Genomic DNA, 17,195 nt, shown 5'->3' on the forward strand with positions numbered 1-17,195 from the left:
CAATGAAAAACAATTTTTTAAAAACTGTAGCACTATTTTTAGTGATTATTGCTTTTTCCGCATGCGAAGAAAAAAAAGAGATAATAAACTATCCACAGACAGATTTAGCAATTAATACCATAATACCCAAACCACTAAAAGTAATACCAACCAACTCTGGCTTTGGTTTGGATAGTAGTACGGTTATCTATACCAACCAAACCGTAAAAGGATTTGAAAATGTAGGCAAATACCTAGCTGAAAAGATTAAGCATCAGATAAATTTAGATGTACCGGTGAACACTTCTAGGGAAGAAAGCGCAACTAGAATGATATTTATAAACCAAACAGATAGTCTACCGCTAACATCTCCAGAAGCATATGAATTGTATATCAAAAACGACTCTATTATTTTAAACGCCAAAAATGCGGCTGGTGCTTTTAGGGGTATTCAAACATTGAGACAATTAATTCCAGAAAAAAGTAATGATACCCTTTCTAGTAAACCTATGTGGGTTATACCTTCTGGTAAAATTTTAGATGAGCCAAACTTTAGTTATCGTGGTGCCATGTTAGATGTGGCCAGACACTTTTTTACGGTAGACGAAGTAAAAAAATATATTGACCTTTTGGCGTACTACAAGTTTAACAAGTTTCATATGCACCTAACAGATGATCAAGGTTGGCGTATAGAAATTAAAAGTTGGCCTAAACTTACAGAAATTGGCGGAGCGTCTGAAGTTGGTGGTGGAGAAGGTGGCTTTTATACACAAGAAGACTTTAAAGCGCTTGTTGCTTATGCCGCAGATAGGCATATTGAAATTATACCAGAAGTAGACTTGCCGGGACACACCAACGCCGCTTCTTTAAGTTATCCATTTTTACATGACGCCAATGGTAGGGCAAAAACACCTAGGGTACGCACAGATATGCTAGTAGGTTATAGCTCTTTTGACGTTAGAAAAGATACTGTTTATAGTTTCTTGGACGACGTGATTGGTGAGATTGCCGCAATTTCTCCGAGTAAATATTTTCATATTGGTGGTGACGAAACTTTTGCTACGACCAAAAAGGATTATCTATACTTTGTAGAACGGGTAGAAGCAATAGTTGAAAAGCACGGGAAAAATGTTATAGGTTGGAATGAAATTTCACAAGCAAATATTTCACCAAATTCAGTACATCAATTGTGGAAAGAAGTACACCACTCATTAGAAGCCGTTAAAAATGGCTCTAAAATAATTTTAAGTCCAGGTAAAAAAATGTACCTAGACATGAAATACGATAACGATACTAAGCTTGGATTGACGTGGGCCGGACTTATTCCCGTTGATAGTGCATATCAATGGAATCCAGAAACCTATATAGAAGAATTGGACAAAGATGATATTTTAGGAATTGAAGCTCCTTTGTGGTCAGAGACCATAAGCAACTTAGAAGAACTTGAATATTTAGCGTTTCCTAGAGTTATTGGTTATTCAGAATTAGGCTGGAGTGTTCAAAAAAACAGAAATTGGGAAGATTATACTAAAAGATTGGTAGGCCATCAAAGTTTTCTAGAAAAAGAAAAGGTAAACTACTACCCTTCTGCTAAAATTCCATGGAATTAAATAAGACTAAGTTCAGAAACTACAAGTAAAACACTGTAAATAGGACGCTTATTTGTAGTATAAATCCCAAAAAAGTAAGCTAAAACTTACTTTTTTGGGATTATTTATTTAATTTTCAACGAATTAAGTCGACATTTTATCCGACTATCTCCCAAAAAACCCATTTTTTTTGTACTTTTCCCCTAGTTTTTGTGGGGGATTTACACAGTGATACACAAAATACTAATACACGATAGCTAATGATTAGGAATTATTGGAATGAGGAATGGAAGGATGTCCAGTTCGATGAAAAAATTTCCAAAGATGCTAAATTCAAGATTTCAAATTACGGAAGAGTAATCAACTGTAAGGGAGAAAAAGAATTTTTAGTAACGGAATCTTTTATTAACGGATACCAAAACCTACCTCTAAAACAAGAGAAAAACGGAAAATCTACCAGTAGGTATGTACACAAATTGGTAGCAGAACATTTCTTAGAGAAAAAAGAAGGTGATCAGTATGTAATTCATTTGAATTATGACAAGAAAGATAACCGGGTAGAAAATTTAAAATGGGCTACCAAAGAAGAAAAGGAGAAACACCAGTTTACCAATCCGGAGTACCTTAACAAACCACGTAAAAGAACATACGCCAAGTTAACAGAGGCCAAGGTAAAGTTGATTAAAAGAAAAATCAACGACCCTAACCGCAGAACCAGAATGAAAATGATTGCCAAGCAATTTGGGATTTCTGAGATGCAACTGTACCGTATTAAAAGTGGAGAAAACTGGGGATCCGTAACGGAGTACTAAAAAATTTATTTTTTATTGCAGAACGTTATGGCTGTGCGGCTAGGCGCTCCAGAGCTTCAGAAATTCTTTGTTGCCATTTTTGTTGTGCCTTGGCATTTCTAGAGAAACTGGTTTCCCAGTCATAACGCTCTTGCATTTCCTTAAGTTCTTTTAAGGTTTTTCGATAAATTTTATTTATTTCTTCTTTGACGTTTTCCGTAAAAGTAGTTCTAGATACTTCAAATTTCATTTTACGGGCATGTAGTTCCGTAATATCAAAATGTAGTTGTTCATGCTGCAAAACATGGTTATTGGCTAATTCTGGTCTATACCAAGATTCTGTTGGGTAAAAATAGGCGGTAATGGTTATGTTTACCTTTACTTCGTGGTACCACATATTGGCCGTGTATTCATAACTAATGCCACTAGCCGTTGTAGCGGCAGGGTCGGCATCTTTTGGAACGGCTCCTTTAAAATCTTCCCAAGTTAACCTTTTTTCTTTCTGCCAAACCAAAGCATTTTTATACTCTTGTCCTCTAAGCCAGAAAGAACTAAGAAAAAATAGAAATACTACTATTTTGATTCCAAAACCCATTTAAAAGTAATGGCTTTAGTAATATCTGGATGCAAACTATACAATACAGGGCAGGTATTTGCGGTATGCTCTAAAATACTACGCTCCTTTTTTGTTGTCTGTTCTGGCAAGTAAAGTACTACGTCTATTTGGCTTATCCTTCTTGGATTTGCAGCCATGTGCTTGGTAACCTCTGCATAGGCACCTTCTAAAGTAGCATCTAGTGTCTTGGATTTTATACCCATCATGGTTAACATACAACTTGCCAAACCGGTAGCAACCGTATCGGTTGGAGAAAAAGCTTCGCCCAATCCATTGTTATCTACTGGCGCATCTGTTACAAATGTGGCACCACTTCTAATATGCTCGCAAGTAGTCCTAAGTTGTCCTGTGTATGTTACTTTAGAGGTTATCATATTATTTTACTTCTTTTATATACAAGTCATCATTATATTCTAAAAGGTAAGTAGCTTTATTAAAGTAACCTGCGGTAAACTTGTTATAATAATCAAACTTATTACCAGAATACTCTGTTTGACCAATAAATTTAGCCGTTTCAAATAAGTTTTTCTTGTAGGCTAATTTTAACAGCAGATCCATTGTAATATCATACCCCCTAACCGCATAGCGGTCTGGTTCAATACCATACATTTTTTCATATGCTCTTGAAAATGTCCTATCACCATTAATCTTATAAGGAGACGGAAACGTAAATTCTAAATTTCCTAGATGAGGCCTTGAAATGTCCTCCCCTTCGAATGCATTATTGTAATTAGTAGTAAACATTTTCACCTTTATTTTAGGACCAATAGCATCGTTAAGGTTAGAAGAGTTTACTATGGATACTAAACTTGCGGCTAGATTATCGTCTTCTGTTTCTACAAAAACCCAATTAGGCACGTATTTAGAAAGCATAGCTTTAAAGTCTACTAGGTGCAGGGAACCATCTTTACTCATTTTAGCCACCCTAGCTTTTGGAAACTTTTTGATGATGGCTTCTTTTGCCGTATTGTGCTTGGCATCTGCAATCACAATTATTTGTTCGTCTTTGCGCATTTCTGCTACCTTTTCCAATATACGATTCCGCAAAATAGAATCGTGTGGTACAGTGTAAAAGACATTATTAAAATTCAAATCGTTATCTGAAGCAAAAGGAACAATTACAGGCACATTGGACTGAGATGCCGTTGCAGCCACCGTACTAATTAATTTTGGGGCGATTGGTCCTACAATAGCATCTATACCATAAAGCGATTGTGTTTCCATAATAGACCTTACCTTCTCCTCGCTCATTTCGGTATCAAAAACCTTTACATTTACAGATATACCTCTTCGTTTCATGGAATCTATGGCCACCATGGCACCAGTATACATACCCATGGCAATAGACATGTCTTTACGCTTGGTTAACTGGTTCTCTGTTTGCGAAGTATTATTAAAATCGATACGGTCAATTCTAAATGGCAACAAGAACATTAGATTGGGCTTGTTCTCCACTTTTATACTATCTAACAAGTTAATCTGATCTATTACCAAGGCATTTTTAACCTGTAACTGATTTTCTTTTAGTCTTGGTAATTTTAACACCATACCTGCTTTTAGACCGTTTTCTAATTCTGGGTTTAAAGCGAATAAGGAATCTCTACTTATCTTAAGATTTTGGGTTAGGTTAAAAACCGTCTGCTTTGGTTTTACCTGATAAAATATATAATTATCCGTATTGACCACGCCCTTAGTAGGCTGCTTTTTAGGTAATCTAAGTACCATACCTTCTTTTAAGCCTCCTAATTCTTTTATTTCCGGATTTAAGGTAATAACAGAATCCACAGAGATACCATAATTTTGGCTAATTCTAAAAATACCAATAGATTTAGGTACGGTATACGACTCAAACAAACCAACTTGTTGTTCTTTTAAACTATCCCCTTTAGGTCTTGGTAACTTCAAGGTTTGGCCTACAGAAAGATAAGCCGTATTCTTAGGTAATTCTGGATTTAAACTCAGAAGGCTATCAATAGTTATCCCGTATTTATTGGCAATACTCCATCTAGTTTCTTTAGGTTGTACGGTATAGGTTAAAAACGCTATATCAGTTTCTTCATCTTCTACAACCTCTGCATACTTTGGAATTTGCAATACCATACCCTTTTGCAAGGGTTCTGCATACAATCTTTTATTGTAGCGTTTAAGCTGATCTTCTGTAATTTTATATTCTTGGGTAATTCCAAAAAGGGTTTCCTTTTTACGTACTTTATGCCTTGTGTAACCAATTGGCTTTACTTCTTGCTCTACCTTGTTATCAGTTAAATTTTTACTATCCGTAACCTGGGTTGCACCGCTCAAAGAAATTACCAAAATGGTATTGGGCTTTATTTCTTCTTTGTTTTTTATCTCTGGATTTTGCTTAAGTATAGAAGCAGGTGTTACCTTATATTTTTTGGCAATACTATATAAAGTCTCTCCTTTTTCTACCGCATGCGTGGTATATTTTTGTTGCGCCTGCAACGTAAGCAAGCCCAAAAAGAAAAAACCAAAAGATAAAATTGAAAAAATTACTTTTTTAACCATTATTCCCATTCTATTGTTGCTGGTGGTTTAGAGCTTATATCATAAACTACTCTATTTACACCTTTTACTTTATTTATAATCTCATTAGAAATTTTCTGTAAAAACTCATACGGTAGATTTACCCAATCCGCTGTCATGCCATCCGTACTTTCTACCGCTCTTAAAGCTACACATTTCTCATACGTACGTTCGTCTCCCATTACCCCTACACTATTTACGGGTAAAAGCATGGCTCCGGCCTGCCACACCTTATCATACAGGCCATGTTTTTTAAGACCTTCTATAAAAATAGCGTCTACCTCTTGCAGCATTCGTACCTTTTCTGGGGTTATATCTCCCAAAATACGAATTCCAAGACCTGGACCCGGAAAAGGATGCCTACCCAAAATATTATCTGGCATGCCAAGACTTTTTCCTACCCGCCTAACCTCATCTTTAAAAAGAAGGTGCAATGGCTCTACTATTTTTAACTTCATATAGTCTGGTAAGCCGCCTACATTATGATGGCTTTTTATGGTAACCGAAGGCCCTCCACTTGCCGAAACAGACTCTATCCTATCTGGATAAATGGTTCCCTGTGCCAACCAAGTAGCATTTTCTACCTGTTGGGATTCGTCATCAAAAACGTCTATAAAAACCTTACCTATTATCTTTCTCTTTCCTTCTGGGTCCGATTCTCCCTTAAGGGCATCCAAAAAACGTGCCGAAGCATCAACACCCTTAACGTTAAGTCCCATTCCCTTATATTGCTCCAACACTTGTTCGTATTCATTTTTACGCAACAATCCGTTATTTACAAAAATGCAATACAACTGGTTACCAATAGCTTTGTGCAACAACATAGCCGCAACACTAGAATCTACTCCTCCTGAAAGCCCTAGAATAACCCGGTCTTTACCTATCTTTTCTTTTAATTCGTCTACGGTTTCCTCTACAAAGGCAGCAGGGGTCCAGTCTTGCTTTAAACCTGCAATATTTACCAAAAAGTTTTTCAACAATTTACTACCCTCTGTTGTGTGGTATACTTCTGGGTGAAATTGAATAGCATATGTTTTTTCGTCTTTCAGTTTAAAAGCGGCATTCTCCACGTCTTCCGTACTGGCCAATAACTCCGCACCTTCTGGTAATACCTTAATCGTATCGCTATGGCTCATCCATACTTGGGTACCCTCTTTTATGCCTTCTAAAAATGGTTCGTTTGCCTTAAAGTTACTCAAATGTGCCCTGCCATATTCTCGTGTAGCGGAAGGAGCTACGTTACCACCATTAAAATGTGCCAGATACTGTGCCCCATAACAAATACCTAAAAGCGGTTTTTTACCTTTTATAGCAGATAGGTCTGGATGCGGCGCTTGTTCTGACCTTACGGAATGCGGCGAACCAGATAAAATAACTGCCTGGTAAGCAGATAAATCTTCCGGAGGATTGTTGTACGGTTTAATTTCTGAGTAAATATTAAGTTCCCTAACGCGTCTTGCGATTAACTGAGTATACTGGGAACCAAAATCTAGGATTAAAACTTGATTATGCATGGGCAAAAATAGCAAATTGATAGAGTACCAAAAGTACCTTTTAAGGATATTTAATACATCTTTTAAAAAACACTTATTTACAATAAGTTATCTTATGCAAACTAAAGCAATTTTATACTGATGCCATTAAACGCGGTTCTATTTTTACGTACTAATTAACCTTATGTAGTTTTTTTCTTAACAATTTTAGAGTTTTCTTTGCGTCTCAAACCAAATATCAAAATGATTAAAGGATTTATTTTTGATTTGGATGGTGTTATTACCGACACCGCCGAATTACACTTCCTTGCGTGGAAAGCATTGGCAGACGACATGGGTTGGCAGTTTGACCGTGATGTAAACGAAAAACTTAGAGGTGTCTCTAGAATGGATTCCATAGGAATTATAATGGAACACAATACGGTAAGTTTACCTGAGGACGAAGTGGCGGCACTTGCAACCAAAAAGAATGATATTTATGTTGCGAGCTTGGACCAAATAACCACTGAGGATTATTTACCGGGTGCAAGAGAACTTTTAACCCACTTAAGACAAGAAGGCTTTAAAGTTGCACTTGGCAGTGCCAGTAAAAACTCTACAAAAGTGCTACAGCAATTAAATGCCACCAAATACTTTGATGTAATTGGAGACGGCAATAGTGTAAGCAAGAGCAAACCTGCACCAGATATTTTTCTATTTGGAGCAGAAAAACTAGACCTAAAACCAGCAGAATGTATTGTTTACGAAGATGCAGAAAGCGGTGTAGATGCAGCCAAAGCAGGAGGTTTCTTTAGTGTTGGTATTGGACCAAAAGATAGGGTTGGCCATGCAGATGTTTGTTTTAGCTCCATGAAAGAAGCCACTCTTTTTGAAGTAAAATCACATTTTAAAGAATTATTCTAAAATAAATGTCTTTTTAGATAGCAAAAGCCCCGGGAACCACTCCGGGGCTTTTTAATTTAAAATCAAAACCAACCTAAATACATGAATTATAAATTCATCTAAATATGTTTTAAAACTTTTTCCTAGCAATTTTTATAGTATAACAACTAAAACAGATTATACCCTACCTAGAAACTTAAAAAAATTATTAAGCCTAGTAACTTTAGTCATGTCTACCTATTTTAGGAAGATTTAGATAGACAAGACAATACTAGGGAACTCAATGGCATAAACGTTTATTTGCATTTAACTTCGCTGTTGGGAAATAATAGATATTGATGGTTTAATTTTAAATTTAGGTAATTTAATTAGCACATTACCCACTACTAAATCGTGTATAAATTTTATTTAAAAAATGAGCAATATTTATTTAGCTGAAATAAAAAGGGAATTTAAAAGTGCCTTGGACAATCATGGTCATCCGTTTAATTATTTTGTGTGTAGTAGTATTGAAGGTTCAACACCAAAGCAAAGAACAGTGGTATTAAGAGGTTTTAAGAGTGAATACAAACCAATTTTCTACACGGACAAACGCTCTGCTAAGGTGGAGCAATTAAGAAACAACTCCGCAATATCCGCACTATTTTATCATCCTGATAAAAAATTACAATTAGTATTTACAGGTAATGCAAAAATCATTACGGACACAAAGGCGTTACATAATGTTTGGACCTCTTTATCTGATAATGCAAAAAAGGATTACACCACCCAAAAAGCTCCTGGCAGCAGTAAAGAGCCTAACGAAATTGTAGATTATTTATCTAATCGTAATTTTTTCTGTCAAATTGAAATTGAAACAGAACGTATAGAATATCTAAAACTGGAAAAGCCACAACATCAAAGAATTTTATTTACTAAACAAGACTGGTGGGAAGAACAGTTTCTAATCCCGTAACACCAAAAATTCCGAACAAAGTGGATTCAATTTTTCCTTTAAAATTGGAATTAACTCCGTACCATATTCTAAATACATTTCAGAAAAATTGAGTTGTCTTTCTTGCAAAGAATAATTAGGGAATAATTGGTTTTGTAGTTCGGTCAAGCGAATTATTTGATCCTTTAGTTTTCGTTTTTGAGCCTTTAATAAACGTTTTTCTAAATTATCCAGTCCTTTTTTTTGTTTCACTTCTTGTGCCTTCACCGCTCCTAGAAAAGAAGCATCGGTTTGTTTCGCCAACTCATAAAGGGCTTTAAACTGTGCTTCCAAGGTGTTTTTTTGTGGCGTAAAATCTATATCGATATTAGATATCTTTCTTACTTTCTTATTGATTAATCTGCTTTGTTTTAAGAACAAATCTTCAATAGTAAGGTCCATTTGTTTTAATTTCTTTTCTTCTTTGCTAGTAATCATTAAAACTGAATTACGCAGCAACAAAACAGGAAATGGAACCTGCAAGGCTTTAAAATATTGTTTTAACTGAAGCCAGTAAGCCAACTCCCCTCCCCCACCAATATAACAGAGATTAGGCAAAATTACTTCTTGGTATAGTGGCCTAGCTATTACGTTGGGTGAAAAACGTTCTGGATGTACCTCCATTTCTTGCAATAGTGCTGCTTTGGTAAATTTTATATCCGAATCGTTCACGTAATAATCATCTCCTCTCTGTACAATCCTTTCCCGTAGATTGTCCTTGAGGTAGAAATAATTTATCTCTCTAGGGTTTACTTGAATTTTATAGTCTTCACAAGCTTCGTTTAAGTTATTTATGGTCTCAGATACTATAGCGTGTGGTTTTTGATCAATAATATCGGCCTTCATAAAAGGCACCAAAAGTTTTTTCAAATCAGCATCGTCCCCATCCACTATTACCAATCCATACTGCTTAAAAAGAGTGTTTACCAAATATCGGGTGGCATTTGTTAGATTATCCTGCTCCAAATAGGCCGTTTTAAACAGCTCTTTTAATTGTTGTGCACGCTCCAAAGAACCCATTTGGGCGTCTATCACCTCATATACATCAGATAATCCATCAGTTTGCAATCTACCTACAGCTCCCGAGGCTTGTCTGTTCCATTGTATTTTTTTGCCTTTAAAGTTGAAAAAGTTTATTTCGTCAAAATCATGATCTTCTGTCGCCATCCAATAAATTGGCACAAAATTATATTCTGGATTTTCCTTCTTTAAAGTTTCCGCCAGATTAATGGTTGCTATTATTTTATAGAGAAAATACAGAGGCCCTGTAAATAGATTAAGTTGATGCCCGGTTACTATGGTAAACGTATTTGTATCTTTTAAACTTGCTACATGCTGTTTGGTAAGTTCCGAAGTAGAAAAACCCTGATATTGATTTTCTAGCGCCTTAACCAATATAGCCCTGTTCTCTAGTGGAAATGATTTTGCTTTTTCTTGTATCTGTTCCTTTAGATTTTCTAATCCCGGAAAACGACCGTAAAATGGTTTTAACTTTTGATTCTGTTCTAAATAATCTAGAATTAACCTAGAAAAATATCCGGTTTCTTTATAAGGAATACAATCTACATCCATGAAAAAGCGCAAAAAATTGGGTTAAAGATAAGTTTCTTAAAAATTAGGCATCCTAAAAATTTCGTTAATTGCCGAAACTAAAAATTTGTTCTAGATTTGAGACATACCAAAAAACCATACAACCCAATGAGGCTATCTTTACTACTTTGTTTCTCTTTATTTCTAAGCATTTTAAAAGCTCAAAATATTAAAACTCCCTCAGAATTTCTTGGGTACGACTTGGGCTCCCAATTTAGCAGGCATCATGAAGTAGTAGCTTATTACGAATATTTAGCAGAAACTGCTCCTAACAGGGTTAAATTGGTACGCTATGGCAAAACCAACGAAAGAAGACCGTTAATTTTGGCCTACGTTTCGTCTAAAGAAAACATCAGCAATTTAGACGATATACAAACCGAACACTTAAAAAGTATAAATAATAAGGGTACAAATGATAAGGCTATTGTTTGGTTAAGTTATAATGTGCATGGTAATGAAAGTGTAAGTACTGAAGCATCCATGAAAACTATCTATTCCTTATTAACCGAAAAACAAGCTTATCTGGAAAATACCGTAGTTATAATTGACCCTTGTATTAACCCAGATGGAAGAGATCGCTATGTAAATTGGTACAACCAAAATAAAAACACACCTAACCAAGTAGATCCCAATAGTGTAGAGCACCATGAAGGCTGGCTATCTGGCAGAAGCAATCATTATATGTTCGATTTAAATAGGGATTGGGCTTGGTTAACACAGATTGAAAGCCAACAACGCTTAAAACAATTCAATAAATGGATGCCACACGTGCATGTAGATTTTCATGAACAAGGAGTTAACAACCCATATTATTTTGCACCTGCCGCAGAACCGTACCATGAGGTGATAACTGACTTTCAACGTCAGTTCCAAGAAACTATTGGAAAAAACCATGCTAAATATTTTGATGCAAACGGTTGGTTCTATTTTACCAAAGAGGTTTTTGACCTGTTATATCCTAGTTATGGTGATACCTACCCTATGTATAATGGTGCTATTGGCATGACCTACGAGCAAGGTGGCAGTGGTAGGGCAGGATTAGGTATTATTACCAATAATGGAGATACCTTAACCTTAAAGGATAGAATAGACCATCATTTTACTACGGGTTTATCTACCGTTGAAGTGGCTTCTAACAACTCCGTTAAACTAAACCAAGAATTCAAAAAATTCTACCAAAACAAAAATTACAAGTATAAGAGCTATGTGCTTAAAGGAGACACGGATAAATTAGATGCACTCACCAAATTATTAGACCAACACGAAATTACCTATGGTTTTACCAAAAATAGTACGGTTAAAGGCTATAATTATACCAATGGCACTTTTGGAAGTATGAGTACGGACCAAAATACCTTGGTGGTTTCTACCGATCAACCCAAGGGCACAATGGTTAAAGTTCTATTTGAACCAAATGCTAAATTGAGTGATTCCTTAACTTATGATATCACTGCTTGGTCGCTACCTTATGCTTACGGCTTAGATGCCATTGCAACAACTAGTTTGGTAAATACCCAGAATAGTACCCTTAATACAGAAACAAAACTATTCGAGCCCAATTCATACGCTTACGTTACCGACTGGAACAGCTTAAGAGATGCTAAGTTCTTAGCCAGCTTATTACAAAAGAAAGTAAAGGTTAGAAAAGCTACTACCCCATTTACTATTAACAATCAGTCTTTTGAACGCGGTAGTTTAATTATTACACGTTCCGATAACGAAAATGTTAAAAATTTTGAACAAACACTAATAGCGACAGCCAAAGAAACCGACAAAATTTTACACCCGGTTAGTACCGGATTTGTGGACAAGGGTAAAGACTTTGGTTCTAGTTATGTAGACATGATAAAAGCACCTAGAGTTGCCGTACTAAGTGGTGAGCCTACAAGAACCTTGCAATTTGGCGAAATATGGCACTTTTTTGAACAGCAACTAAATTACCCAATTACCATTTTAGAAAGTTCATACGCCAAAAGAGTAGATTTAGATACTTATGATGTTTTAATATTACCAGATGGTAATTATGGCCGATTTTTAGACGAAGAAACCCTTAAAGATTTAAAAGAATGGGTTAGGTCTGGCGGTAACCTTATAGCCATGAGTGGTGCTATTGATCAATTAGCCAGTAAAGGTGGTTTTGGCATAAAAAAGAAAAAAAATGAATCTGAGGAGAAAGAAAAGCCCCTAGCACATAAAGATTTACAGCGCGAATCCATGAAAAAGGCCATTACTGGCGCCATTTTTAAAACCAAAGTAGATAACAGCCATCCCTTGGCCTTTGGTTATACAGATACCTACTTTACTTTAAAACTGGGGGCCAAAGCTTTTGACTATCTAAAAACAGGCAATGCCGTATACTTAGAAAATAATACCACACCTGTTTCTGGTTTTGCCGGCAGTACGGCTCAAAAGCAATTAGGTAATACATTAGTTTTTGGGGCAGAAAAAATGGGGCGTGGACAAGTTATTTATCTAGTAGACAATCCTTTATTTAGAGGTTTTTGGGAAAATGGAAAATTGTTCTTTGCCAATGCTTTGTTTATGGTAGATTAATGCTAAAGGGTATACATCATATAGCAATAATTTGTTCGGATTATAAAAAATCGAAACACTTCTATACTAACGTGTTGGGGTTTACCATAATCAAAGAAACCTTTAGAGAAGAACGCAACTCCTATAAACTAGACCTAGCCTTAAACGGTAGTTACTGTATAGAATTATTCTCGTTTCCTAATCCACCTTAAAGGCCATCTAGACCAGAAGCACAAGGGTTAAGACACTTGGCTTTTAGCGTTTCTAATTTGGAAGCGTGTATTTTAAGATTAAAAGAATTAAACGTAAGCACAGAACCTATACGAGTAGATGAAGTAACACAAAAGCGTTTTACATTTTTTGAAGACCCAGATCATTTACCCTTAGAACTTTATGAACTATAATTATGGATAAGACAGAATTAAACATATAACCGTCTAAGCAAATTTATTCGTAATTTTAAAGTAAAAGTCGATGGTATGAAAAGGTTTAAATTTGTATTTATCTTAGCTAACTTGGTGCTTATTAGCACTTCAATATTTGCACAAAAAGAGTCGTTCAGGGAATATGGGGGTGTTGTTTTAGAAGAAGGCTCTAACAAACCGCTAGCTCTTGCTACTTTGAGTGTAGAAAACACCAATACCAGTACAATTACCAATACAGATGGTGAGTTTAGTCTTAAAGTACCACTTACTACTAAAAATGCGCAAGTTGTAGTTTCTTTTTTGGGGTACGAGACCAAAACAGTGCCTTTAACCAGCTTAAAAAATAAGGAGAACAAGATATATTTAACCGTTGCCGTAACCCAATTGGCTCCAGTAGATATAAACGCACCAAAAAATGTAGAAAGATTGGTATGGGAGGTTTTTAGTAAAAAAGGTGAAAAGTATTTTGATAAGCCAACCATAATGACGGCATTTTACCGTGAAACCATAAAAAAAAGACGTAAGAATGTATCGCTTTCAGAAGCTGTGGTCACCATCTATAAAAGTCCTTATGAGGCGGATCGCAAAGACGCCATGAAAATTTACAAAGCTCGAAAAAGCACAGATTATAGCAAATTAGATACTGTAGCCTTAAAATTACAGGGCGGACCATTTAATACACTGTACGTAGATTTAATACGTTACCCACAATACGTATTTTCAGAAAATGCCATGAACGAGTACGATTTTAAATTCAATGGCACCACCTATATTGATAATAAGCTTATTTATATTGTAGATTTTAACCAATTAGCTACAATTACTTCTCCCTTATATAAAGGTAAATTGTTTATAGATGCTACCAATAAAACCTTGACCAGCGCTATTTATCAGCTAAATATTACCGATAGAAATTTAGCCGCTAAATTATTTGTACGCAGAAAACCTGCCAATGTAGATGTTTGGCCAACAGAAGTTGCTTATCGTGTAGATTACAGGGAACAAAATGGCAAATGGTATTTTGGTTATAGTAACATTCTTATGGAATTTAAGGTAGATTGGAAAGGAAAACTATTTAACTCTGTTTACAGTATGGCCGCAGAAATGGCAATAACCGATTGGGAAAACAATACCGATGGGGCTAATCTAAAAAACAGAGAAAAATTAAAAAGCTCTATTATACTTGCAGATGAGGCAGATGGTTTTTCAGACCCAGATTTTTGGGGTGCATATAACATAATTGAGCCAGAGAAATCTATTGAGAACGCCATTAAAAAAATCCAAAGACAATTAAAACGTGAAGAACGCAAAGGCGCTTAAACTAAATGAAAAATAGAAGGGTCTTTTTAAAACAAACCGCAATAGCAGCGGCAGCTACAATTCTACCAAATACGGGATTTTCACAGAATACGGAAATTAAAACCCTGAAAGCAAAACGACTAAAAAAAGGAGACACAATAGGTATAATTGCTCCGGGGTATGGGTTGTCAAAAGATACACTAGAAAGCGTTTTTAAGACAGTAAGGAGTATGGGTTTTGTTCCTTATTACACCAATCGGCTTTACAAAAATCACGGATATTTTAGTAATACTGATAAAGAACGAGCCGCAGACCTCAACGAAATGTTTGCCAACCCAAAAGTTGACGGTATACTATGTGCAAGAGGCGGTTATGGATGCACCCGAATATTGCAATTCATGGATTTTGACGCTATAAAGAACAACCCAAAAGTTTTTATTGGCTTTAGTGATGTTACCGCTTTATTAAATCCTATCTATCAACAAACTGGCTTAGTAGGCTTTCATGGTCCTGTGGGCACCACCTTAAATAACACCTTTAGCCAAAAATGGCTAAAGAAATTGGTTATGAAAAACAAGACCCCCTTTAAACTGAGAAATACCACATCCAAATTAGCGAAAGAAAACATAAATCCTGAATTTGAACAATATTGCATCTATCCTGGAAAAGCAGGTGGGGTTTTAGTTGGCGGTAGTCTTACATTAATTACTGCGCTCTTAGGTACACCGTATGAAATTGATTTTACCAACAAACTAATCTTTATAGAAGAGATAGAAGAAGCACCATACCGCATAGATCGTATGCTAACACAACTGTTGGGCAGTACTACTTTTTCTAATGCAGCCGGAATTATTTTAGGAATTTTTAAAGGTTGTGACAGGCCAAAGGACAAGACCAATTTTACGCTAAAAGAAGTGTTGATAGACAGATTAAGCCCATTAAAAATCCCTGTAGCTTATGGTTTTAGTTTTGGACACATTTCTCAAAATCTAACCATTCCTACAGGGATTAAGGCTTCTTTTAATGCCGAAAAAATTTCTCTTGCATTACAAGAGAATACGGTTATATAAATTTATTTTTTAAAAGCTTTAAGTGTACTTTCTATAATAGAAACGCAATCCATAAGCTGTTCTTTGGTCATAACCAATGGCGGTGCAAAACGTATAATGTTGCCGTGTGTTGGCTTTGCTAGAAGTCCATTTTCTTTTAATGCCATACATATATCCCAGGCTGTGCTACTTTCTTCGGTATCGTTAATAACAATTGCATTGAGCAACCCTTTACCCCGTACCTTAAGTACTAAATCTGTTTCTGCTATAATTCTTTCCATTTCAGAGCGGAACAGTTCCCCAAGCTCAGCCGCATTTTCCGCAAGCCGCTCATCCCTTACCACTTCTAACGCAGCGGTTGCTACGGCGCAGGCCAGAGGATTGCCTCCAAATGTTGAACCATGGTTGCCTGGGCGTATTACTTCCATTATCTCATCATTAGCCAAAACAGCAGATACAGGAAAAACACCACCAGAAATGGCCTTACCCAAAATCAATACATCTGGTTTAACTTCTGGTTCCCCAGAACAATTGCGGTCGGCGCAGTTACAATTACCACAAGTAGCTAGTAATTTTCCAGTTCTAGCTATACCCGTTTGTACTTCATCTGCAATAAAAAGTACATTCTTTTCCTTGCACAATGCCCTAGCTGCTTTAATATAGCCTTCATCCGGAACAAAAACTCCCGCTTCTCCCTGTATTGGTTCAGCAATAAATGCAGCTACATGTTCATCTTGCAATGCTTCGGATAATGCAGCTATGTCATTATAAGGTATAGATACAATTCCTGGAGTAAATGGTCCAAAATTTTCGGTGGCCACTGGGTCGTTAGAGGCTGAAATTATGGTAATGGTACGCCCATGAAAATTGTTTTCACAAACAATTATTTTTGCTTGGTTAGCAGGTATTCCTTTTTTCTCATAACCCCACTTGCGTGCTATTTTCAAAGCCGTCTCCACTGCTTCGGCACCCGTATTCATAGGTAATAATTTATCATACCCAAAATACGCCGTGGCAAATTTTTCAAATTTACCCAGTTGGTCATTATAAAATGCCCTTGATGTTAAAGTAAGGTTTTGGGCCTGATCCGTAAGTGCTTTAATTATTTTAGGATGGCAATGCCCTTGGTTTACGGCAGAATAGGCAGAAAGAAAATCATAATATTTCTTACCTTCTACATCCCACACAAAAACACCTTCTCCTTTGGTTAAAACCACCGGTAGCGGATGGTAGTTGTGTGCACCATACTTGTTTTCTAAATCAATTGCTTGCTGTGAAGTTAAATCTTGTAAAACAGCCATTTTAATACGTTTTTATTATTGTTAAAACAACCATTCCTTCTGTACCTTTATTTTTCTGGAATATACCAGAAAAGCAGCGTGGGAGAGAAATCACCCCTGTTTTGCCAAAGTTAATAAAACTTAAATGGCCTA

At 36.1% G+C, this 17,195-nt stretch carries 13 protein-coding genes and 1 pseudogene; 8 read left to right on the top strand and 6 right to left on the bottom strand.

Going from position 1 to position 17,195, the window contains the following annotated elements; translation table 11 throughout:
- Nucleotides 1-2: 2 nt before the first annotated feature.
- Nucleotides 3-1,589 (top strand): family 20 glycosylhydrolase, encoded by a 1,587-nt coding sequence (locus BUL40_RS11515; protein ID WP_080319383.1) that lies wholly within the window; start codon nucleotides 3-5, stop codon nucleotides 1,587-1,589.
- A gap of 239 nt (nucleotides 1,590-1,828) precedes the next feature.
- A complete protein-coding gene (locus BUL40_RS11520; protein ID WP_010520064.1) occupies nucleotides 1,829-2,380 on the top strand; it encodes an HNH endonuclease in 552 nt (183 codons plus the stop codon).
- A gap of 25 nt (nucleotides 2,381-2,405) precedes the next feature.
- Here the strand turns inward: BUL40_RS11520 and BUL40_RS11525 are convergent, their stop codons facing one another.
- Genes BUL40_RS11525 through guaA form a run of 4 tightly spaced genes read right to left on the bottom strand, consistent with a single transcriptional unit; the run spans nucleotide 2,406 to nucleotide 7,033 of the window.
- On the bottom strand, nucleotides 2,406-2,954 hold the full coding sequence (locus tag BUL40_RS11525; RefSeq protein WP_080319384.1) for a DUF922 domain-containing protein: 549 nt from the start codon (nucleotides 2,952-2,954) through the stop codon (nucleotides 2,406-2,408).
- Nucleotides 2,933-3,349 carry an OsmC family protein gene (locus BUL40_RS11530; RefSeq protein ID WP_010520062.1) on the bottom strand — a complete coding sequence of 139 codons (417 nt, stop codon included), beginning with the start codon at nucleotides 3,347-3,349 and terminating at the stop codon, nucleotides 2,933-2,935. The genes BUL40_RS11525 and BUL40_RS11530 overlap by 22 nt, the downstream gene beginning before the upstream one ends.
- A gap of 1 nt (nucleotide 3,350) precedes the next feature.
- Nucleotides 3,351-5,501 carry an amino acid ABC transporter substrate-binding protein gene (locus BUL40_RS11535; RefSeq protein WP_244901868.1) on the bottom strand — a complete coding sequence of 717 codons (2,151 nt, stop codon included), beginning with the start codon at nucleotides 5,499-5,501 and terminating at the stop codon, nucleotides 3,351-3,353.
- Nucleotides 5,501-7,033 (bottom strand): glutamine-hydrolyzing GMP synthase, encoded by a 1,533-nt coding sequence (guaA, locus tag BUL40_RS11540; protein WP_080319386.1) that lies wholly within the window; start codon nucleotides 7,031-7,033, stop codon nucleotides 5,501-5,503. The genes BUL40_RS11535 and guaA overlap by 1 nt, the downstream gene beginning before the upstream one ends.
- A gap of 222 nt (nucleotides 7,034-7,255) precedes the next feature.
- On the opposite strand from guaA, the gene pgmB reads away from it, so the two are divergent.
- Complete coding sequence (pgmB, locus tag BUL40_RS11545) at nucleotides 7,256-7,915, top strand: beta-phosphoglucomutase (RefSeq protein ID WP_080319387.1); 660 nt, start codon at nucleotides 7,256-7,258, stop codon at nucleotides 7,913-7,915.
- A gap of 394 nt (nucleotides 7,916-8,309) precedes the next feature.
- A complete protein-coding gene (locus BUL40_RS11550) occupies nucleotides 8,310-8,849 on the top strand; it encodes a pyridoxamine 5'-phosphate oxidase family protein (RefSeq protein WP_080319388.1) in 540 nt (179 codons plus the stop codon).
- On the opposite strand, the gene bshC is transcribed toward BUL40_RS11550, so the two are convergent.
- Nucleotides 8,838-10,439, bottom strand: coding sequence for a bacillithiol biosynthesis cysteine-adding enzyme BshC (gene bshC / locus BUL40_RS11555; RefSeq protein ID WP_080319389.1), 1,602 nt, complete (start codon nucleotides 10,437-10,439; stop codon nucleotides 8,838-8,840). The two genes, BUL40_RS11550 and bshC, sit on opposite strands and share 12 nt — an antisense overlap.
- Before the next feature lie 126 nt (nucleotides 10,440-10,565).
- Here bshC and BUL40_RS11560 point away from each other — a divergent pair, with 126 nt between their 5' ends.
- The 4 genes and pseudogenes from BUL40_RS11560 (at nucleotide 10,566) to BUL40_RS11575 (ending at nucleotide 15,783) form a co-directional block, all read left to right on the top strand.
- Complete coding sequence (locus BUL40_RS11560) at nucleotides 10,566-13,010, top strand: M14 family metallopeptidase (protein WP_080319390.1); 2,445 nt, start codon at nucleotides 10,566-10,568, stop codon at nucleotides 13,008-13,010.
- Nucleotides 13,010-13,393: pseudogene (gloA2, locus tag BUL40_RS11565) on the top strand (SMU1112c/YaeR family gloxylase I-like metalloprotein). The gene BUL40_RS11560 and the pseudogene gloA2 overlap by 1 nt, the downstream one beginning before the upstream one ends.
- 75 nt (nucleotides 13,394-13,468) lie before the next feature.
- On the top strand, nucleotides 13,469-14,734 hold the full coding sequence (locus BUL40_RS11570) for a carboxypeptidase-like regulatory domain-containing protein (protein ID WP_080319391.1): 1,266 nt from the start codon (nucleotides 13,469-13,471) through the stop codon (nucleotides 14,732-14,734).
- A gap of 5 nt (nucleotides 14,735-14,739) precedes the next feature.
- The gene (locus BUL40_RS11575; protein ID WP_080319392.1) at nucleotides 14,740-15,783 is read left to right on the top strand and encodes a S66 peptidase family protein; all 1,044 of its coding nucleotides are present in this window, start codon (nucleotides 14,740-14,742) and stop codon (nucleotides 15,781-15,783) included.
- A gap of 2 nt (nucleotides 15,784-15,785) precedes the next feature.
- On the opposite strand, the gene rocD is transcribed toward BUL40_RS11575, so the two are convergent.
- Nucleotides 15,786-17,063: an ornithine--oxo-acid transaminase gene (gene rocD / locus BUL40_RS11580; protein WP_080319393.1), complete on the bottom strand. Its 1,278-nt coding sequence runs from the start codon at nucleotides 17,061-17,063 to the stop codon at nucleotides 15,786-15,788.
- Nucleotides 17,064-17,195 lie beyond the last annotated feature (132 nt).

Origin of the sequence: Croceivirga radicis, from assembly GCF_002072105.2 — a bacterium.
Taxonomy (GTDB): Bacteria; Bacteroidota; Bacteroidia; order Flavobacteriales; family Flavobacteriaceae; genus Croceivirga; species Croceivirga radicis.